Raw genomic sequence first — 21,008 nt, 5'->3', positions numbered from 1 at the left:
AATGAGGGGTTGAAGGTTCATCGTAAACTTGTCTATTAAGAAAATTCTTCTCTTTTTTGATATTTTGATAGTGATTTTGTCTATTCACAAGACGAAATAGCGAAATAATCACCAAACTGAAAATCCAGATAATGAGGATCGTCAGCGGCACAGACCATTCTGCATATGAGTCCTGTAAAAGAATCTCGATCATTAGCAACACCCGATTTCTATTCGCTACTTCTAGTATAACGATAAATAGGAAAAAATAGAAATGGTATTTCAAATGAATCAAACCGGACAGATTACTGCCCGGTTTGATTTCACGTCAAAGCCTTTGCTGTTTCACGGTTTAAAGGCTCTAAATCCACTTCAAAGCCCATATCTTCAAGCATTTTCCAGTCCTGCGATCCCTCTTGCCCTTCTGTTGTCAAATAATCGCCGATGAAAATGGAATTGGCCGGATACAAGCCAAACGGCTGAAGACTGCGGAGATTGACTTCTCTTCCACCTGAAATCCGGATTTCCTTTGTAGGGTTGATAAAACGGAACAGGCAAAGCACCTTCAAGCAATAACGCGGAGTCAACTCGTCAGTCCCTTGAAGCGGAGTCCCATCCACTGCATGCAGAAAGTTCACCGGGATAGAGTCTGCATCCAGCACTTTCAAACTGCGCGCCATATGAACGACATCTTCCTTCGACTCTTTCATGCCGACAATGACGCCAGAACAGGGAGAAATTCCAGATGCTTTTGCCATCTCTACAGTATTGACTCGGTCATCATATGTATGGGATGTTGTGATATTTTGATGATGATTGCTTGATGTGTTGATATTATGGTTGTAGCGGTCCACCCCTGCTTCCTTCAAACGCTCTGCCTGTTCGGGTTTCAAGATGCCGAGACAGGCGCAAACTGTCATGCCTTTATGCTTGTCTTTGATTTCTTTTACCGCATCCACAACGATATCCAACTCTCGGCTTGCAGGTCCCCTTCCACTCGCTACAATACAATATGTTCCGGCGTTTAGCTCCGCTGCCCGGGCTGCTCCTGTAACAATTTCATCCTTCTTCATCATTGAATATTTTTCAATTGGAGCCTGTGATACGATCGACTGCGCACAATAGCCGCAATTTTCTGGGCAAAGCCCTGACTTTGTATTGATGATCATATTCAGCTTCACTTTATTCCCGTAAAAATTTCTTCTTACCTTGTACGCTGCATGCAATAGAAGCAGCAATTCGTCATCTGGGCAGTCAAGCACTGCCATGGCTTGTTCATCTGTCAGCTCATTTCCTGCTAATGAAGTTTCCGCAATCACATCATATATATTCATATTTTTCTCTCCCGTCAACTAGATTTTTTTACAATTCCCTGCATCCGATGTGCAAACACCCCTGCTAAAATGGCAAGAAATATATCCTTAGGAAGCGGAACTGCCATCCACATCCATGCCACCTTATACGAAAAAGCATCTGGCGCAGCAGCCCAAAGCTTGTAAGCAGCATACATCCAGTTCGTTCCAAATAAATAGCTGAAAACTGTTCCCAGCAAAGCAGCGATGATATATGAATAGATCTTGCTGTTTTTTTCAATGATTTTCCCTGTAATATATGCCGTAAAAATAAATGCAATGATAAATCCGAACGTAGGACTGAGCAGCTGCCCAATCCCCCCCTGAAACCGGGCAAATACCGGTGCTCCCGCAAGTCCAATAAATGCATAAACCGCCATTGAAATGGCCCCAAGACGACTCCCGAGAAAGGCTCCTGCCAAAACGGCAAAGAAGGCCTGAAGTGTGATAGGTACTCCCCCAATGACCATAAATGGAACAAAAGAAGTGATATTTGCCCCAATCATCATTAAGGTAGAAAATAAGCTGATATAAACCATATCCAAGGTCTTTAGTCTGCTTTTTGTTTTTACTAATTCACTGCCCATTTTCCTCACCTCTATTGTTTAATATATTAAGAGGATACTTGATATCAAACTAAATTGTCAACACAACTATAATTTTAGTTAACAATTATTTTTAGCGTTTTCTGTAACAACACCAATTTAAATATTAATGAAACAAAGGGATATTTAGGGATGATCCTAATGAATGAGATTGAGAAAAAATATAGTGACTTTCAGAGGTTTTCGCCTTTTACTATACAAAGCTAGGTGCGAGAGCGTTGACTGAGAATTGGACTAAGGAGATTTTTATGCAGCAGTTAGGGGATTCCCATCATTCGCTGGAGATTAAGCACATGGATTTTCTCCGTTGTTAAAAATAGATTGAAAAAACATTTCCGTTCAAAAAATACACCACGGCCTGACGGAACAGGTTTCGAATGGAAGAACTCCCCTGCCCTTTCGTCACCAAAGGAGTTTTATTATTTTAAAAGAAGGAAACCGAGATCTGGTTGCACATATTATCAAGCTGGAGCCACCTTTAATAAGAAGATTGTGATCCTTCGGATCTATGCTGACTATCCCTTAGGGAAATCAGCCATTTATAGGTAAAAGTGAAAACTTTGCAGAGTAACATTTCACCGAGCTAAAATCAGTGAAAAAAAGAAATGAGGGTGAGTGATGAATGGAGATTGTTATAGCTCCAGACTGAAACGCATGCCTGGTTGGAGGCTTAAGACCCATTTGTCTATTGAAATATTCCGGCTCCTTTACCAAAGGAGAGCAAATCAAACCGAATGATATCAAGCCATTCAAATAGAAAAACCACTGCGTCAGTATCTAGGGGCATTTGGCAGTTCAAACGCTCGCATTTTTTCCAGCAATCTTCTTGAAATAAATAAGCCGCGTGAAATCAATTTTCTAAACCTTGATTTCACGCGGTTTTATTTTAACGATTTGTATAAAATCGATTAGCTTTTAACTTGGCTCAGCTATTCTTCTGTGCCCGGTTTAATCCAGTCCCTTGATACGATTATTTAAAAACCTTCAACCGTTCATCAACGCTCTGGAATTGTTTTTCTCCCGGTGCACCCATCGGCTTTCCAAATGGCATTTGAGCCATTAGAGTCCAGTTTTCAGGAACATTCCAGATTTTTTGAACAGCTTCATCAATTAACGGCTGATAATGCTGTAAAGTAGCGCCAAATCCTTCAAGCTCTAGTGCAGTCCAAACGATGTATTGAAGCATTCCTGATGATTGCTGAGCGTACTCTGGGAATTTGTCAGCGTATGGCGGGAATTGCTCTTGCAAACCTTTTACAACATTAGTGTCCTCGAAAAAGAGGACTGTACCATAACCGCTTCGGAAAGCCTCCATTTTTTGAGCAGTCGGCTCAAATTGATCTTCTGGAACTAATTCTCTTAAAGCAGACTCAGTTATGTTCCAGAGCTTGTCGTGATTTTCGCCAAGAAGAAGTACTACTCGGCCGCTCTGGGAGTTAAAAGCAGTTGGCGCATGTTTGATAGCATGTGCAACGACTTCTTCAATCTTCTCATCAGAAATCGGTGATTCCTTGCTGATTCCATAAATTGAGCGTCTTTCTTTTACTGCAGTATAAAAATCTTGTTCTGTTTTGATCATGTTGACATTCTCCTCTTCTTTAAGCTTCCAAAATCAGATAAATTCCTGATGGATCTTTCGTTAGTATTACACCATTTTCCTCTATAATCCAAGCATCTAACTTTTCCAAGCGGCTGACAGCCTTCCTTCTTTCAGCCTCATCAGAAAATAATATAGTAAAGTGCTTCAAGCCTGTGCTTTTTTCCTCTGGTGGTCCTGCACCCGCACTACCCCAAGTATTAAGCCCAATATGGTGGTGATATTTGTCCCATGAAATGAACAATGCCTGGTTTCCATACCGCAGAACCGGATCAAAGCTAATCCCATCACAATAGAATCTCTTGGCATCCTCTAAATCGGATACTTGCAAATGAATATGCCCAATCACCGTTCCAGACGGCATTCCATTCCAGCCAGCTCCAGAGGCATCCATTAACAAGTTATCTATATTGAGCGGTTTTGTCGTCATGAAAACTTGGTCCTTTTCCCATTCCCATAAAGCTGCGTCTCTGTCCGCATAGATTTCTAAGCCATTCCCTTCCGGATCTGCAAGATACAGCGCCTCGCTAACGTCATGATCAGACGCCCCCTGAAGCGGGTAACGACTTTGGGCCAAATGCTTGATGACATCCGCCAAATCAGCCCTCTCTGGGAGTAAAAAAGCAATATGATATAGACCCGTCGTATGTGGGTGTCGGAGTTTTGCCCCTTTATCTTCTTCAAGCTTTAACAAAACCGTTTTTCCATTCGCTGTAAGTGACACTTTCTCTTGGCTCTGCTCATACACTTGAAACCCAAGAATATCTACATAAAATGCAAGCATCCGCTTGATGTTTTGCACTGTTAATGTTACTGTGCCAATGACAGGATCGGCGGATTTATCGATAAGCCACTCCTCCTTTTTTTATTAACTTACTTTATGTAAGTAACTATATATTAGTTTATTTTATCTGTCAAGAAGAAACAATTAGTGATATAATTATACTATCGAGGTGAGCTTATATGAACGGAAACACATGTCCAAAACTGGAGAAAGCCATGGGATTATTGGGACAGCGTTGGACCGGGCTTATCATTTACAATCTTTTAAACGGCCCACAGCGCTTTTGTACGGTTGAAGCAGCTATGCCAATTAGTGCTCGCGTCCTGTCTGAACGTCTAAAAGACCTAGAAAAAGAAGGAATCGTAAAAAGGCAGGTATATCCTCAAACTCCGGTCAGAATCGAATACTCTTTGACCGAAAAAGGGATGGCACTTGAACCGATTATGAATGAAATTGCTTCATGGGCCGAACAATGGGTGGAAAACCCTGATGAATAAATGCCGATTGCTCCAAAAGAGTCAGTCGGCATCTTTATTTTGAGTATTATGCTCCACTAATATAAATAATTATAGAGAAAGGGGTTTTTGTAAAGTGAAGGAAGAAATCATTCATAGGTTCACATCTTATGTAAAAGTAGATACACAATCCAATGAGAACAGTGACACATGCCCTTCAACATCTGGGCAACTGGCATTAGCCAATCAGTTGGTGAAAGAGCTTGAATCCATCGGCATGGCAGAAGTAACTATCGACGAAAATGGATATGTTATGGCCACCCTCCCGCCCAATACGGAAAAAGACGTGCCAACTATCGGATTTTTAGCGCATGTTGATACAGCGACAGATTTTACAGGCAAAAGCGTCAAACCTCAGATTGTGGAAAGCTATGATGGCAAGGATATTTTACTACATGAAGAGAAGCAAATCGTCTTGTCTCCGGAGAAATTCCCGTCCCTGTTGGATTGCAAAGGACATACTCTTATTACAACAGATGGAACAACCCTTCTCGGTGCAGACAACAAAGCGGGAATTGCAGAAATCATGACGGCTATGGATTATTTGTTGAAGCATCCTGAAATCAAGCATGGCAAAGTAAGAGTAGCTTTTACCCCTGATGAGGAGATTGGAAGAGGTCCCCATCGATTTGACGTCAAAGTATTCAATGCTTCATTCGCCTATACTGTTGACGGTGGTAAAATTGGCCAACTTGAATATGAAAGTTTTAATGCGGCAAGCGCCAAACTAATTGTTAAAGGGACGAATATTCATCCTGGAACAGCGAAAGGGATCATGGTCAACTCTCAAAGCATTGCCATTGAATTTCATAACCGCCTTCCCGCTGATGAAGTACCCGAATTAACTGAAGGATATGAAGGTTTTTACCACCTTCTCTCGTTTGAAGGCAATGTGGAAGAAACAATCCTTCATTATATCGTCCGTGATTTTGACCGGAAAAAGTTCGAGAAAAAGAAAGCATTTATGCAGCAGATTTCCGAAGAGCTGGGAGAAAAATATGGAACAGATAGGATCCAGCTGGAGTTGAAAGACCAATATTACAATATGCGAGAGAAAATCGAGCCCGTGAAAGAAATTGTCGAAATAGCTTCTGACGCGATGAAAAAATTAGGCATCAAACCGGACATCTCGCCAATCCGCGGCGGAACTGACGGATCTCAACTCTCCTTCATGGGACTGCCCACTCCGAATATTTTTACCGGCGGAGAAAACTTCCACGGCCCATACGAATTTGCCTCAGCCGATGTAATGGAAAAATCAGTGCAGACGATTGTGGAAATTGTGAAGCTGTTTGAAGAGCGCGCCGAAAAGTTCCAATAAAATCCGTCCATATTTTGACAACAATTTTATATTTTTGACAAAAATGATTGACTTTCAATTTGGCAGCTGACATAATATTTTTGATAATTATATCTAAAAATACCTTTAAACCAGTCCTGTGAGGCTGACAAGGTGCGCGCACGTCAAGCTGCGCGTTCATTTTGCTATGGAAATGTAACCAAGCACCTTGCCTTCAGGTAAGGTGCTTTTCATGTTCAAACTAACTTGTATTGGAGAGAAAAAGATGAACCAAAGAGAAATCCAAGTGGATGAGCGTTTGCCTATTCTGCAGAGCCTTCCGCTCAGCTTCCAGCATCTATTCGCCATGTTCGGTTCCACTGTCCTAGTGCCACTTTTATTTAAAGTCGATCCTGCCACCATCCTATTAATGAACGGTCTTGGCACACTGCTTTATATTTTTATTACTAAAGGCAAAATCCCAGCTTATCTGGGATCAAGCTTTGCATTTATCTCACCCGTTTTTGCAGTATTGTCCAAATATACAGGTGGAGAAGGATATGCTTATGCACTCGGAGGCTTTCTTGCTGTCGGTGTGATCCTCGTCATCATCTCATTGATTGTCAAACTTGTTGGTACCGCCTGGATCGATTTCATTTTTCCTCCAGCAGCAATGGGGGCTATCGTAGCTGTCATTGGATTGGAGCTTCTCCCAGTCGCTGGTGAAATGGCTGGATTAGTAAAACCTGAAGGTGCACTGGAGACATGGAAACCAGATCCGGATACTATGTTGGTTTCATTATTAACACTGGGGATCACCATCCTCTGCTGGGTCACCCTGCGTGGATTTTTAAAGATTATTCCTATCCTGATCGGTATTGTCTCAGGCTATATTATCGCTTTCTTTGTAGGGATTGTCGATTTAAAGCAGTTTCATGATGCCGCTTGGATTTCCGCTCCCACATACTACGCGATGAAATTCAATTGGGCGGATATCTTTCTCATTCTTCCCGCAGCGCTGGTTCTGGTACCAGAACATATCGGCCACCTAGTTGTTACCGGAAATATCGTCAAAAAAGATCTGGTAAAAGATCCGGGACTCGACCGCTCTTTAATGAGTAACGGGATTTCCACAATCATTTCCAGCTTTGTCGGTTCAACGCCAAATACGACATACGGTGAAAATATTGGGGTATTAGCGATTACGCGAGTCTATTCCACATGGATCATTGGTGGTGCCGGAGTCATTGCCATCGTCCTTTCTTTCTGTGGGAAGTTAGCTGCCTTGATTTCCTCCATACCACAACCGGTTATGGGAGGCATCTCGCTTCTTCTATTTGGAATCATCGCTGTGAGCGGGCTTCGCATGCTAGTTGAATCAAAAGTTGATTATAGTAACTCTCATAATATGATTTTAACCTGTGTAGTCCTGGCAATTGGTGTAAGCGGAGCTTCCTTACACATCGGACCTGTCACGCTGGCTGGAATGGGACTAGCAACTGTAGTTGCCATTCTCCTTAGCCTTTTCTTTAAATTATTAGAGGCATTAAACCTATCAAATGAATAGTCAAAAACGAAACATGCGCGGGGCCTCAGAAATCCCTGCGCATGTTTTGCCTTTATTAGGCTCCTTTTTTAACGACCATCTCAGATTTTCCACCCTCCACTACTACACAAGCCGACGCATCTCCTATAATATTTACTGACGTTCTTAACATATCAAGAATTCGGTCGATCCCTGCAATCAGCGCAATTCCTTCCAATGGCAGATTAACAGCTGTCAGCACCATCGTCAGCATAATCAGCCCTGCTCCCGGAACCCCTGCTGCTCCAATGGAAGCCAGCGTTCCCATCAACGCAACAATCAAGATCTGGGCCATTGTTAATTCCACCCCAAAATATTGCGCGATGAACATGACTGCAATCCCTTGATAAATAGCCGTTCCATCCATATTGATTGTCGCTCCGAGCGGAAGGACGAAACTACTCGTTCCTTTTGAGACCCCCAAATTTTCCTGAGTGTTTTTCATCGTAACTGGAAGCGTCCCCGAACTGCTGCATGTAGCAAAAGCAACGGATGCTGCAGGGAAAATGCCTTTGAAAAAATAGTAAGGACTCATTTTTCCGAATGACTTAACCGCTGCGGAATATACAAGTGCCACATGGACGATAACTGCAACTACCATGGCAATGATCACTTTAATCAACGGCATCAAGACGGAAGGTCCGTATGTCCCGACAATCGGTGCAAGCAAGCCAAAGATTCCAAGCGGAACAAGTTTCATAACCATGTTTGTAATTTTATACATCACTTCAGATAATCCTTCAAAAAATCGTTGAACCGGAAGTGCTTTTTCACCTACAAGTGAAATACCGATTCCAAGAAAGATAGCAAAGAAAATAATTTGCAGGACTGCTCCTGTAGTTAATGCCTCAATTGGGTTTGTTGGAATAATATTTAATAATGTTGTAATAACACCCTCAGTTTCAGGGGCATCCACAGCTTCTCCCTGAACAGCAATTTCTACACCAGCTCCCGGCTGAAAGACAAATCCGGCAAACAAGCCAAGTGCAATGGCAATGAAACTCGTCACAAGAAAATATCCTATTGCTTTTCCGCCTAAATTACCGAGCTTTTTTATACTTCCTGCATTCGTCACACCCACCACGATTGTCGAAAGAATCAAAGGAACAATGATAAACTTAATAAGCCTTAAAAACAGATCACCCAGCGGCTGGATAATCGTCGCTCTTTCTCCAAAAGCGATTCCAACAATAATAGCAAGAACAAAAGCTGCCAAAATCTGAAACATGAAGTTTCGCTTCATATCGAGCCCTCCTCGTATTGCTGTCGTGAGGGAAGAACATTATGGCAATACTGAGAGACTTTTAATGGAATCACCAGGCTGAAGTACAGGCTGAACCATCTCCTCTTTGTTCATATACTTCAAGCCCATCCCGGTATTGATGATAATCACTCTCTCATCCTCTTTCATCCATCCGGACTCTCGCAGCTTCCGTGCCGCAAAAAATGCAGCAGCCCCTTCCGGACATACGAAGGCTCCTTCTTCTCTTATAATATTTTTCTGTTCTTTTATAATTTCTTCATCTTTAACTGCCAGTGCGCACCCATTTGTTTCATAAATAGCTTGAAGAACTAGAAAATCTCCCAAAGCTTTTGGAACATTGATTCCGAACGCCAGCGTTCGTGAATCAGGCCAAAACTCGGATTCTTTTTTCTTCTCTTCCCACGCTTTTACAATCGGCGCACACCCTTCCGCCTGAACAGCTACAAACCTAGGCATCTTCCTAGAGTTAATCCACCCAAGATTTTGCAGTTCTTTAAACGCCTTATAAATAGCGATAAGTCCGACACCGCCACCCGCTGGATATAGGATGACATCAGGCGTTTCCCAGTTCAACTGTTCTGCAATTTCAAAGCCCATCGTTTTCTTCCCTTCAATTCGGTACGGCTCTTTTAATGTTGATACATCATATAAATGAAAATCGACAGCAGCCGTCGCTGCCATTTTACCTGCATCACTGATCAACCCATCAACGATAAACAAATGGGAACCTGCCGACGCTACTTCTGACCGTATTAGGGCCGGCGCATCCCTTGGCATGATGATCACAGCTTGAATGCCTGCTTTACAAGCATAGAGTGACCAAGCGGCTCCTGCATTTCCATTCGTCGGCATCACCAATCCTCTGACGCCTAATTCGTTCGCTTTTGAGATTCCAACCGCAGCTCCTCGCGCTTTAAACGTACCTGTAGGAGCCATTCCTTCATCCTTCATATACAGGTGGGTAATGTCCATATCTGAGCCTAGCTTCTTCATTGGAAGCAAAGGCGTCATCCCTTCTCCCAGAGATATGATATTTTTAGCGCTTTGAACAGGTAGTAGTTCATGATACCGCCAAAGATCATGACTTCTTTTCAACAGATCATCTGGCTTTAAAACTTTTGCCAATTTCCTTAAATTATAATTTACAAGCAGTGGCGCACCGCACATACAAAGCTGTTGAACTCTATCAGAAGGGTAAACCTCTGGACACTTGGAACAGGATAGATGCGTAGCGTAACTATGCGTCATAACGTTTCCTCCCTCATTCCATCCTATGCCTTTACTCATGTGCTTAGGACAGCCGCTGAATTTATATATATGAATTTTAAGGGAGGTGTTAGACAAATTGAACCACTGGTTTTCCTGAAATTGTGGAACTCCTGCGCGTATTTAGCAAGATAAAATTTTGTATGAGAGGGGCACTTTCGGGGCAGAGGAAAGTATTTTCACGGGTTGTAACCTCGATAAATCCGACAATTTCTTCGAATTCCAGCACATCCTGTGCGTCGTAGCAAACGTAGAAAACCTAATTCGAACTTTATACTCTCCTACTCTGTCAAAATCAAAACGTCCAGAAAGCCATTGTTTAACTGGCTTTCTGGACGGCCTTGATTTAGACTAAGATTTTACTACATCTGCAGGTACCTGCAAACCCAAACCTTCCGCAATCTTTGTTCCGTATTCCGGATCAGCTTTATAAAAGTGGCTAATTTGGCGAAGCTTGATTTCGTCTTTCTCAACAGGCTTCATCGCAGAAACAATGTTAGCAACAAGGCGCTCCCGCTCCTCTTTGCTCATTAAGCGGTACAGATCTCCCGCCTGTGTATAATGATCATTATGATCATAGCTCACACTTGCAGCTTCACCTGAGACCGAATATGCAGCAGGCTTATCTGAAGGAGATTCTAGCGGTCCTCCATAGCTGTTCGGCTCGTAGTAAACAGAACCTCCACCATTGTTATCAAAGCGCATCGCACCGTCACGCTGATAATTATCCACTTCATTCCGAGGTCGGTTGATTGGAAGCATTTGATGGTTTGTACCAACACGATAACGATGGGCATCATGATAAGCAAACAAACGTCCTTGAAGCATTTTATCAGGTGAAACGTCAATTCCCGGTACTAGTGTTCCAGGTGAGAATGTCGCCTGCTCCACTTCTGCAAAATAGTTTTCCGGATTGCGATTCAATACCATACGTCCAACCTCAATCAATGGATAGTCTTTGTGCGACCATACTTTAGTAACATCGAATGGGTCAAAACGGTACGTATCAGCATCTTCAATAGGCATAATCTGAACAGATAATGTCCATGATGGGTAATCGCCATTTTCAATTGCATTAAACAAATCTTCCGTATGATAATCAGGATTTTCCCCTGCCAGTTTAGCTGCAAGATTCACATCCAGGTTTTTGATTCCTTGGTCTGTTTTAAAGTGATATTTTACCCAGACACTCTCACCTTCCGCATTTGTCCATTTGAATGTGTGGCTTCCGAAACCATGCATGTGACGGAAGGTTGCCGGAATCCCCCTGTCGGACATTAAAATAGTTACCTGATGAAGTGATTCAGGTGATAACGACCAGAAATCCCACACTGCATTCGGATTTTTCAAGTGTGTTTGCGGATCTCTTTTTTGAGTATGAATAAAATCCGGGAATTTAATTGCATCGCGAATAAAGAAAACAGGAGTGTTATTTCCAACCAAGTCATAGTTGCCATCTTCTGTGTAAAATTTCACTGCGAAGCCGCGCGGATCTCTGACTGTATCTGAAGATCCCAATTCTCCCGCTACGGTAGAAAACCGTACGAATGTTGGAGTACGCTTGCCCACGTCAGACAAAAATTTCGCCTTTGTATACTTGGTCAAATCATTCGTTACTTCAAAGTAACCGTGTGCGCCCGCACCTTTGGCATGAACAACCCGTTCAGGAACCCGTTCCCTATTAAAATGCGCCAGCTTTTCCAAAAGGTGAACATCTTGAATAAGTGCCGGACCGCGTGATCCAGCTGTCATTGAATTTTGATTATCTCCTACTGGAGCACCCCAACTTGTCGTTAACCGGTTTTCTCTGTTTGTCAATTTCATCCCCGCCTTATTTATAATAATTTTAATTTAGATTTATAATACCATGCACGATAATCATTTTCAAGTTAAAATAATTATTATTTAGTAAAAGCAAGGCTTTCTTTCGAAAGAACCTGAAATAGACACTCTAGCAATATATTCAACCCGAAGACTTAATATTCCTTTTGTTCGGATTAAAAAGTTCCGAAAACTCACAAAAAAGGGTTATAATGGCCTAAGGAGAGGGGGCGTGAAGCAATCATGAATAAGAATATCATTTTAAAATCCGTTGGATTGGGAGTAGGAGTCGCTGCACTTGTACTAAACATTATGGAAATACTTGAAATTAAAGTAGGTATTACTCTTCTATCTATTGGCTTAATTTGTTTGGCAATCAGCAATCTTGAAAATAAGAAAAAGTAGCTCCAATACATAAAAAAACAGCCGTCTTTCATGACAGCTGTTAAACATTCACTTTACTTACATACTCAATATTTCTTTTATATCATCTTCCGTTAAACTGGAAAGCATCGTTTCTCCCGGCTGGATGACCTGCTCGATTAATTCTCGTTTCTTCTGCTGTAATTGATAAATCTTTTCTTCAATCGTTCCTTTTGTAATCAGTCGGATTACCTGAACGACATTTTTTTGCCCGAAACGGTGAGCTCTTCCTGCAGCCTGGTCCTCCACAGCAGGATTCCACCATAGATCATAAAGTATGACCGTATCTGCTGCTGTAAGATTCAAACCGGTGCCTCCCGCCTTCAATGAAATGAGAAAAATGGACTTTTCTCCATTATTGAACTGCTCGCTCATGCTCAGACGTTCCTGCGGAGGTGTCTGTCCGCTCAAGTAAAAGTGCGGGTAACCAGCCTGAATCAGTTCTTGTTGAATAATCTCCAGCATGCTTGTAAACTGTGAAAAAATTAACAGCTTCTTCCCATTCTCAATGGAGGACTTGACTGTCTCCATCAACTGCTCCAGCTTACCAGACTTGCCTTCATAATTTTCGAGAAAGAGCGCTGGATGACAGCAAAGCTGGCGTAGACGAGTAATGCCTGCCAAGATTTTCATCCGGCTTTTTTGGAACCCATCCCCCTGCAACGATGCAGCCGTTTCTTGCTGAATTCGCTGCAAATAGCCCACATACAGCTCTTTCTGCTCCTTAGACAGTTCGGTGATATGCGTGGATTCGATTTTTTCTGGAAGCTCCTTCAATACATCCGTTTTGAGCCTGCGTAAAATGAACGGCTTGATAATATGGGCTATTTTTCCCTGATCAAGTTTTTTGAAATCCTTCAGACCTGGAAACAGCCCTGGCATGATCGCCTGGAAGATTCCCCATAATTCATCAACTGAATTCTCAATTGGCGTCCCGCTTAATGCGAATTTGCGCGTTGCCCGGATGCTCCTGACTGCGGCGGCAGACTTTGTCGTGTAATTTTTGATAAACTGGGCTTCATCCAAAATAAGCGTATGGAATTGTTCGCTTTTATAAAGGTCGATATCCTGTCTGAGCGTGGAATATGACGTAATGTAAACATCTGCGGAGCCCGCCTCCAGGATTTCTTCCCTCTCCTCCCTCGTACCAGCCACAACAGCTGTCCTGATTGATGGAGCAAACTTATTCCACTCACTCTGCCAGTTATAGATTAACGAAGCAGGTGCAACAACCAAATGCTGGGCCTCTTCTTGTTCTGATAAAAGATAGGCAATGCTTTGCAATGTTTTACCCAACCCCATATCATCCGCCAAAATACCGCCTAGATGATAGTGGGACAAAGAACGGAACCATTGGTATCCAGTTTTTTGGTATTCCCTCATTGAAGCATTTAATCCTTCAGGTAACGGAAAGATTTGCTCTTCCGGTTTTTTTAGGTGATCCAACAGTTTTTTAAATGATGGGTCATAATGCTTTTTAGTCCGAAGCGCCTCGTCAACCTGAACACCACGATAGATCGGAACTTGGACGGTTCCCTGTTCCAGCTCCTCTTTCCTAATACGCAGATCTGTAAAAAGTTCCTGAAGTGATTGGAATTCATCCGTTTCAAGCGATAAAAAAGTCCCGTTCCTCATTCGGTAAAAACGCTTTTTCTCAATAGCGTTTCTCATAATATCAATGATCTCTTCATCGTCAATACCATCAAGCTGAAAACTGATTTCCAGCAACCCTGCCGATTCCTCTGTATTGATGCTCGTTTTAGGAACAGGCTGTTCCAAGGAAATAATTCTACGGATATCATCCGTCAGAAATAATTCGCACCGCTCTCCTAGTGCCGGGAGAATGAAAAACAGAAATTCATAAAGCTCCTCCTCCTCTAATTGGAGATGCAGCTCTTTTCCGTTATATTTCATGCCGGCGTTCTCGATGATATTCATGATTTCTTTCTCTTTTTCTACATCCCTGATCAAAATTTTCCCTGACTCTTCATGCTGATAAAAAGGGTTAACCATGATCCCGCCATAATCATACTCGAGCTTTGTCTTGATTGTATCCTCTTCCAAATCAATATAAGCTTTTGCTGTCAGCGGAACTTGGATAATTTGTTCTTTTACCTTTTCAGCTACTTGAACATTGCCCAGCTTTTTAAGCCGAGGTAGAACTTCAGACACAAAGGCATCCGCTTGATCCGCAGCAATGGATATCTTATTGTTTTTCATTCTTATTTTTAAAATTTTATCAATGAAAGGAAGAAGATCAGGCTGTGGAAAATAAATGTCTCCATTCAAAAAGACGAGCTCATACGGTTCCATATATATTGTATTCTCAATATCAGGAAGCAATAATTCAAGATCGTTTTCAGTGTTTTTACCCAGCTCATACTGGAATGGAAATTCTTCCTCGACGATTCTGACTCTATCAAAACTTTTGGAACCTAACTTTCCGATCATTTGTCGTTCCGTCAATTTTTCTAGTAATGAACGGGCAAACAATGGAGGGATCATTACAGATCTTGAGGTCGAATAAATGGCTGGGTTCATATAGTAGGATTTAATGCCTTCAGCATATAGCTTCTCGTTTTCAATGATCTGATACAGCTCATCCAAAATAGCCCTATCCGCCTGATCTATATCATGCTCTTCCGGGATGTAAGTGAACTTTTTTGTAAAAGGGTGCTCACGGCCGCCCTTTATATTTTCAATAAACTCTCCCACATCACGTACAACATAAGCATGATCTACACCTGCCTTCAACTCTACAAAAAACGCCTGTGGATTAGAAAAATCACAGTGATATTCAATTTTTAACGGTTCGCTCCCAAAAGACGGAATAATTTGCTGAACAGAGGCGCTGCCATCAAGCAACTGGAGCAAATCCGCTGCCGCATGATATTTCCCCCCATATGAGGCTCCCTTTATTTGCATCATTTCGTCTTGCTTTTCACAAATTTCAAGCATAGCCGCTACAATATGTTTACACTCATAATATTCTTCAAACGCTGGGCAATCGCAATATACCGCAACATTTTCCGGAAGCTCGCTTAGATTTACTTCCACCAGATAAGAATGATTCCCTTCCACATAAGTGCGGCAGATCCCACTTTCATAATCAAAAGTCAATTTTCCGACCCGGCCCTGGAAATAATATTCCCTCCCCCGCCTATAGGCGGTCGGATGAAACATTTCTGCTACTTGGTTCTTCTGTAAAATTGCCAAATCGCAATAAACCCTTCTTTCTATCCGGATTGATTGTTTACAACTTTTATGTTAAAAGTACATCTTATCTATTTTAGCATATATTCAAACTCATACATAATTGAAAACACACTTTGAAATTTTACAGATACAAATCTCTATTTTTGTAAAAGAAGAGATAAATATCCATTACTAAAAATCAAGTCGGAAAGCAATAAAGATGATGGATGCAGAAAATTTTGGGATAATAAGAAAAGTGGAAGCACCCGCTCAAAGCTTCAACTCTCATTTTCAATTACGGAAGGATGGTTATGATGTCAGAATTAAAACAAATTACATCTGAATCAGAATGGAAAAGCCTTTTGGAGGGTTCAAACGAAAAACCTGTATTTTTGTTTAAACATAGTACAACATGTAATGTCAGCGCAGATGCCTATAAGGAATATCAGGAATTCGAAACGGATCTGGACAAGTATTTTTTGACTGTAAGTGAAAGCCGTCCAGTTTCAAATCAAGTAGCTGAAGATTTAGCCATAAAGCATGAGTCGCCACAAATTTTCCTTTTAATTGATGGAAAAGCTGCGTGGAACACTTCTCATTGGAATATCACTGGGAAAAATATCAAGGAAGCATTAACAGAGCATATCAAATAAGATGTAGACAAACCGCGTGAAGTCAGATGTAAAAACCTCGATTTCACGCGCTTTTTTTATACTAACTTCTAATCATTAGCCAGTCTTTTCAACGCCTCTTTCATTATTTGAACTCCATTGACACAATCCGAAAGGGACGTCCATTCTTCCGGTGAATGACTTTTTCCGTTATGGCTCGGAACGAAAACCATGCCGGATGGAACGTATTTCCCCATAATCATCGCATCATGTCCTGCACCACTTGGAATAGTGGTTGTCGTTAATCCATTCTTTTCAGCGGCGGAACGAATTATCTTCTGAATTGAATCAGACGCGATTACCGGTGGGATTTTGATTTCTTCTTTCATTTCAACAGATAGCCCTCGCTTTTGGGAAATCTCATGTGCCGAACGCTTCAAAGCCTCCAGTATTTGATCCCGAGCATTTTCATCGATATCTCTCGTATCAACCATCAATTTTGTTTTACCTGCGATTACATTTGTTCCGTTGGGAAAAACATGCACTTTTCCGACAGTCGCAACAGCCGTTTCACTATATTTTCGCGGTATTTTTTCTACTTCCAGGATGAACTCGCCTGCCGCCGCCACTGTATCTTTCCGATACTCCATCGGTGTGTTTCCAGCATGATCTGTTTCGCCATAAAAAGTAAAAGACATCCAAGCAGGTCCAGCAATTCCATTTACAACCCCGATATTCTTCCCTTCTGTTTCCAACCTTTTGCCCTGCTCAATATGCAATTCCAAAAAAGCGTAGATTTCATCCGGACTCCGGAAAGCTGAAGAAATATGCTCAGGGGTAAAACCGCTTTCTAACATCGCTTCATATAATACTATTCCAGCTTTGTCCTTGAACCTCTTCAAGTCTTCCTTTTTTACTTCTCCCATCATCGTTCTGCTCCCGAACAAGCTGTTATTGAACCTTGCTCCCTCTTCGTCAACAAATGCAACAAGCTCAATAGACCTTTTCAATGGAACGTTGGACTTGATAAGCGCCTCAATAGCCAGCAGGCTGCTTACACACCCGAGCGGACCATCAAAAACGCCTCCATTAGGGACGCTATCCAAATGGGAACCCGTCAACACCACAGGAAGCGCCGGTTCTTCTCCCTCAATCCGTCCGAACAAGTTTCCAATCGCATCTTCTCTGATGGTAAGACCTATTTCTTCCATCCATCCGTTGAACAGTTGCTTAGCCTTCCTTTCCTCATCTGTATAAGGAAAACGGGAGACTCCTCCCTGCTCTGTTTTACCGATTTGCGCAAGCTCATTCAGCTTTTCTGCCAATTCAATCGGATCAATTCCTTCATAAGATGAGCATTTGTTTAATCCTTTCAGCAATCGTTTTCTTGAAAAAACTGTTTCCATCATCCACACCGCTTTTCAGTGAGATCTGTGTTTATATATTAAGAATAGCGAATGCCAAGCAGTTGGACAAAAGATATCTATTCTCTTTTTTCGAGGGCTTGTGTACAATTGAAAAGAAAACTAGTCGGAATATTTCAAGAAAGGTGGGTTTTCATGATTACCCTAGATCCAAATGGACTACAGAGCAGAGAAAAGTACAAACTGTTAACCGGCTCCATCGTTCCACGGCCGATAGCATTTGTCACCACCACTTCTACTGTAAATGGAACGGTTAACGCAGCACCATTCAGCTTTTTTAATATTGTTAGCAGCGAACCCCCAATCATTTCGCTATCTATTGGAAGGCGGGCAGGAAACACTATAAAGGACACTGCGCGTAATGCCGTAACAAACGGTGAACTTGTCGTCCATATCAGCACAGAAAACCTCATTGAAGATATCAATGAAACGGCTGCCTTGCTTCCGGCAGCGCGAAGTGAGTTGGAACTAACAAGCCTTACTACAATAGACAGCACAATTGTCAGCGTCCCAGGAATTTTAGAGGCAAAGGTACGATTTGAGTGCCGCCTTGAGCAGCATCACGAAATCAGAAATGATGCGGGGGGTATCGTAACCGATTTTCTTATGGCTCGTATCGTTTGTATACATATAGATGAAACAGTATATGATCCAGAGAAAGGCTATGTTTTTACTGAGACATTGCGTCCTGTTGCTCGACTTGCCGGAAGCAACTATGCAGAGCTTGGAAAAATGTACAGCCTTATCCGGCCTGAATAATTTTTCCATTGCAATGGGGACAATAACTCTAGAAGGAGGGTCCCTTAATGGAAAGAAATGATTATGAACGGAAGCTTCGCCTTTTCAACTTAAAGAGGAATTCCAAGGAGGAAGTATTGGAATGGAGTCCGACTGGATACGGATTTATAGCTGCCGTTGCACATGAGGAGACAGAAGCGGATTCCGAGGACTATAGTTGTGAGGTTAAACATGAATGAAGAAGCAGCACCAAACAACAATATGCCATGAGGAAAACCGGGAAATTTCCGAAGAATTCGCAGATGGCGGCGAAAGAAAAGTTAAGCGGCAGACTGGGCTCTCCCCTGACTGCCGCTTATTATATGGCGTATTTTAGAGCTTCGCTCAATAAATTCCTCTGAAAATCTGTGACATCCGCCGAGGGGTGAACCCCACTGAATGGAATCTCACCACTTACAAAAGTGGGTGACTTCTGCTGAATGAAGTTAAATATCTCCAATAACAGCTTGCGCAATGTTAACAGCATGATCCCCAATCCGTTCAAGGTTACTGACGATATCCACATAAACGATTCCGGCCGTACCCGTACAAAGATTGTCATTGAGTCGCTGGATATGCTTTTTACGCAGATCCCGCTCCATTTTATTAATCAGCCTTTCATTAGCAAGTACTGCCCCTGCTTTAGATTCATTATCCTCCTGCAAAGCTTCAAGCGCCTGACGAAGAGTAGTGGAAGTCAGCTCGAACATCCTGTCCAAATCATTAACAGCCGATTCAGAAAACTTTATCTTATTATTGATCTGACTGTCGACCAGTTCCATAATGTTTTCGATATGATCACCAATGCGCTCCAAGTCCATCACCGTATTTAAAAGTGAACTATGTGTTTTTAAATCCTGATCGGACAAAGAGTGATAAGATATTTGGACCAAATAGTCCGTAATCACTTTATCTAAATTATTTAAAGCGTCTTCGATTTGCGGAAGAAGCTCACGGTGTTTCTTTCCTTTTGTTTTATAAAAATCCACCACTTCTTTAAGCCCTTGCTCTGCCAGATCACCCATGCGAAGAACTTCCTTCTTTCCTTGTCCAAGCGCAACAGACGGAGATTGCCGGATAAATTTTTCACCCAAATGAACAGGTTTATGCTCAATCATCTTATCCTCGCCCGGTACAAGCCTCGTCACAATCCAGGCCAAAACAGCAATGAAAGGAAATTGAATGATTGTATTCGTTACATTGAAGGTCCCATGTGCAAAGGCAATCGTCATCTTTGGATTCAAGCTCAGAGTTGCTTGCAGATATTCAATTAAATGGACAAATGGAATAAATAAAATTAAAACAAGAATAGTCCCGATAATGTTAAAAATGACATGAGTCAGCGCAGCTCTTTTGGCTGCAACAGAAGCACCGATAGATGCCAAAATGGCTGTAATCGTCGTTCCGATATTATCTCCAAACAAAATGGGCAAGGCTGCATTCAAAGCAATAGTCCCTTGATCAAAAAGCGTTTGAAGAAGAGCAATAGACGCCGACGAACTTTGAACAATCACAGTAAAAAGGACACCGACCAACACCCCAAGTAATGGATGGTCACTCAGACTTACGGTTAAATCAGTAAAAAATTGCGCTCCGCGAAGCGGCTTCATCGCATCTCCCATAAGACTCAAGCCAAAGAACAGTGCCCCAAAACCAAAAAAGACCGTTCCAATATTGTTGACCCTATGGTTTTTGAAAAAGAAAATCAAAAATGCACCAAGTGCAATAATTGGCAAAGCATAATCAGAAATATTAATCCCGATAATAAAAGCCGTGACTGTTGTCCCAATATTGGCACCCATAATGACCCCAATAGCCTGTCTTAATGTCATAAACCCTGCCGTCACCAATCCGATAGTCAAAACTGTCGTTCCAGAGCTGGATTGGATGAGAACAGTGACAATAATACCTGTCAGCACTCCCATAATCGGCTTCGTCGTAAAACGGTCAAGCAAATCCCGAAGACCGTCACCAGCGACTTTTTGGAGTCCGTCACCCATTGACTTAATCCCATATAAAAAGATGCCCAGCCCTCCAAAAAACATGAAAAGCAATGTTTGCAAATCCATTTCTTCAGCCCTTTTTTCACGTATTTCAACATTATTTATCCTTAAACAATACTAATGAAGAAGGATTAAAAAGTAAACAGAACCCAATGTAAAGAATTTGTTACAAGAAAAGCGGAGGGCGGCCGCTTAGGGGCGACAAGCGCTGGAGGTCAAGCCAGTGAAGTCGCCCTTTGACTTCATTGGCTTGACCGAAGCGACCTCGAGCCCCTGCCGACCGCAGCTGGACAGTAGAAAAGCGGAAGCGCTCGTTTAGCGACGTACAGACTGGACGACTCCTGACGAGATAAAGGAAACACGGCGAAGCCAAAGGCCGCCTCAAGTCGCCACATCCTGTGGCTTCGGTGGCACTAGGACTTCCTGTCCGTCGGAGCCGATGTTGACTTATCGTAGGAAGGAGAAGGAAGTCTGCTAGTCGCTGAGCGCTGGAGCTAGACAACAAGAAAAGCGGAGGGCGGCTGCTTA

The 21,008-nt window shown here is 42.3% G+C and carries 17 protein-coding genes; 7 read left to right on the top strand and 10 right to left on the bottom strand.

Annotated elements, in window-relative coordinates; genetic code table 11:
- Positions 1-302 precede the first annotated feature (302 nt).
- The 4 genes from bioB to H9631_RS13450 form a co-directional block, all read right to left on the bottom strand.
- Entirely contained in the window at positions 303-1,313 is a 1,011-nt protein-coding gene (gene bioB / locus H9631_RS13465) for a biotin synthase BioB (protein WP_191813602.1), read from the bottom strand.
- Positions 1,314-1,327: 14 nt separating this feature from the next.
- Positions 1,328-1,918, bottom strand: a complete 591-nt coding sequence (locus H9631_RS13460) for a biotin transporter BioY (RefSeq protein WP_191813600.1) — start codon at positions 1,916-1,918, stop codon at positions 1,328-1,330.
- Positions 1,919-2,906: 988 nt separating this feature from the next.
- Positions 2,907-3,515 (bottom strand): nitroreductase family protein, encoded by a 609-nt coding sequence (locus H9631_RS13455; RefSeq protein ID WP_191813598.1) that lies wholly within the window; start codon positions 3,513-3,515, stop codon positions 2,907-2,909.
- Positions 3,516-3,534: 19 nt separating this feature from the next.
- Positions 3,535-4,380 carry a VOC family protein gene (locus tag H9631_RS13450; protein ID WP_318246810.1) on the bottom strand — a complete coding sequence of 282 codons (846 nt, stop codon included), beginning with the start codon at positions 4,378-4,380 and terminating at the stop codon, positions 3,535-3,537.
- A gap of 116 nt (positions 4,381-4,496) precedes the next feature.
- On the opposite strand from H9631_RS13450, the gene H9631_RS13445 reads away from it, so the two are divergent.
- The 3 genes from H9631_RS13445 to uraA all read left to right on the top strand — a co-directional run bounded on the left by H9631_RS13445 (position 4,497) and on the right by uraA (position 7,678).
- The gene (locus tag H9631_RS13445) at positions 4,497-4,814 is read left to right on the top strand and encodes a winged helix-turn-helix transcriptional regulator (RefSeq protein WP_191813594.1); all 318 of its coding nucleotides are present in this window, start codon (positions 4,497-4,499) and stop codon (positions 4,812-4,814) included.
- A 94-nt stretch (positions 4,815-4,908) separates the two neighbouring features.
- Positions 4,909-6,153 (top strand): peptidase T, encoded by a 1,245-nt coding sequence (gene pepT / locus H9631_RS13440; RefSeq protein ID WP_191813592.1) that lies wholly within the window; start codon positions 4,909-4,911, stop codon positions 6,151-6,153.
- Between the two features lie 244 nt (positions 6,154-6,397).
- Positions 6,398-7,678 carry a uracil permease gene (gene uraA / locus H9631_RS13435; RefSeq protein ID WP_160709369.1) on the top strand — a complete coding sequence of 427 codons (1,281 nt, stop codon included), beginning with the start codon at positions 6,398-6,400 and terminating at the stop codon, positions 7,676-7,678.
- Positions 7,679-7,733: 55 nt separating this feature from the next.
- On the opposite strand, the gene H9631_RS13430 is transcribed toward uraA, so the two are convergent.
- The 3 genes from H9631_RS13430 to katA form a co-directional block, all read right to left on the bottom strand.
- Complete coding sequence (locus H9631_RS13430; RefSeq protein WP_160709367.1) at positions 7,734-8,939, bottom strand: dicarboxylate/amino acid:cation symporter; 1,206 nt, start codon at positions 8,937-8,939, stop codon at positions 7,734-7,736.
- Positions 8,940-8,978: 39 nt separating this feature from the next.
- The gene (locus tag H9631_RS13425; protein ID WP_191813590.1) at positions 8,979-10,208 is read right to left on the bottom strand and encodes a threonine synthase; all 1,230 of its coding nucleotides are present in this window, start codon (positions 10,206-10,208) and stop codon (positions 8,979-8,981) included.
- 369 nt (positions 10,209-10,577) lie between these two features.
- Entirely contained in the window at positions 10,578-12,044 is a 1,467-nt protein-coding gene (gene katA / locus H9631_RS13420) for a catalase KatA (RefSeq protein WP_404801743.1), read from the bottom strand.
- 246 nt (positions 12,045-12,290) lie between these two features.
- Here katA and H9631_RS13415 point away from each other — a divergent pair, with 246 nt between their 5' ends.
- Positions 12,291-12,452 (top strand): hypothetical protein, encoded by a 162-nt coding sequence (locus H9631_RS13415; RefSeq protein WP_160709288.1) that lies wholly within the window; start codon positions 12,291-12,293, stop codon positions 12,450-12,452.
- 57 nt (positions 12,453-12,509) lie between these two features.
- On the opposite strand, the gene H9631_RS13410 is transcribed toward H9631_RS13415, so the two are convergent.
- Positions 12,510-15,686 (bottom strand): DEAD/DEAH box helicase, encoded by a 3,177-nt coding sequence (locus H9631_RS13410; RefSeq protein ID WP_225221030.1) that lies wholly within the window; start codon positions 15,684-15,686, stop codon positions 12,510-12,512.
- 293 nt (positions 15,687-15,979) lie between these two features.
- Here H9631_RS13410 and ytxJ point away from each other — a divergent pair, with 293 nt between their 5' ends.
- A complete protein-coding gene (gene ytxJ / locus H9631_RS13405) occupies positions 15,980-16,318 on the top strand; it encodes a bacillithiol system redox-active protein YtxJ (RefSeq protein WP_160709284.1) in 339 nt (112 codons plus the stop codon).
- 68 nt (positions 16,319-16,386) lie between these two features.
- Here the strand turns inward: ytxJ and H9631_RS13400 are convergent, their stop codons facing one another.
- Complete coding sequence (locus H9631_RS13400; protein WP_160709292.1) at positions 16,387-17,682, bottom strand: Zn-dependent hydrolase; 1,296 nt, start codon at positions 17,680-17,682, stop codon at positions 16,387-16,389.
- Between the two features lie 153 nt (positions 17,683-17,835).
- On the opposite strand from H9631_RS13400, the gene H9631_RS13395 reads away from it, so the two are divergent.
- The gene (locus tag H9631_RS13395) at positions 17,836-18,459 is read left to right on the top strand and encodes a flavin reductase family protein (protein ID WP_160709282.1); all 624 of its coding nucleotides are present in this window, start codon (positions 17,836-17,838) and stop codon (positions 18,457-18,459) included.
- Positions 18,460-18,506: 47 nt separating this feature from the next.
- Positions 18,507-18,677, top strand: a complete 171-nt coding sequence (locus H9631_RS13390) for a hypothetical protein (protein WP_160709280.1) — start codon at positions 18,507-18,509, stop codon at positions 18,675-18,677.
- 246 nt (positions 18,678-18,923) lie between these two features.
- Here H9631_RS13390 and H9631_RS13385 read toward each other — a convergent pair whose 3' ends face one another.
- Positions 18,924-20,546, bottom strand: a complete 1,623-nt coding sequence (locus H9631_RS13385) for a Na/Pi cotransporter family protein (protein WP_160709278.1) — start codon at positions 20,544-20,546, stop codon at positions 18,924-18,926.
- Between the last annotated feature and the right edge of the window lie 462 nt (positions 20,547-21,008).

Origin of the sequence: Bacillus norwichensis, from assembly GCF_014836955.1 — a bacterium.
In the GTDB taxonomy this organism is placed as follows: Bacteria; Bacillota; Bacilli; order Bacillales; family Bacillaceae_C; genus Siminovitchia; species Siminovitchia norwichensis.
The sequence above is the reverse complement of the archived record's forward strand: the minus strand, read 5'-3'. Positions and strand labels throughout refer to the sequence as shown.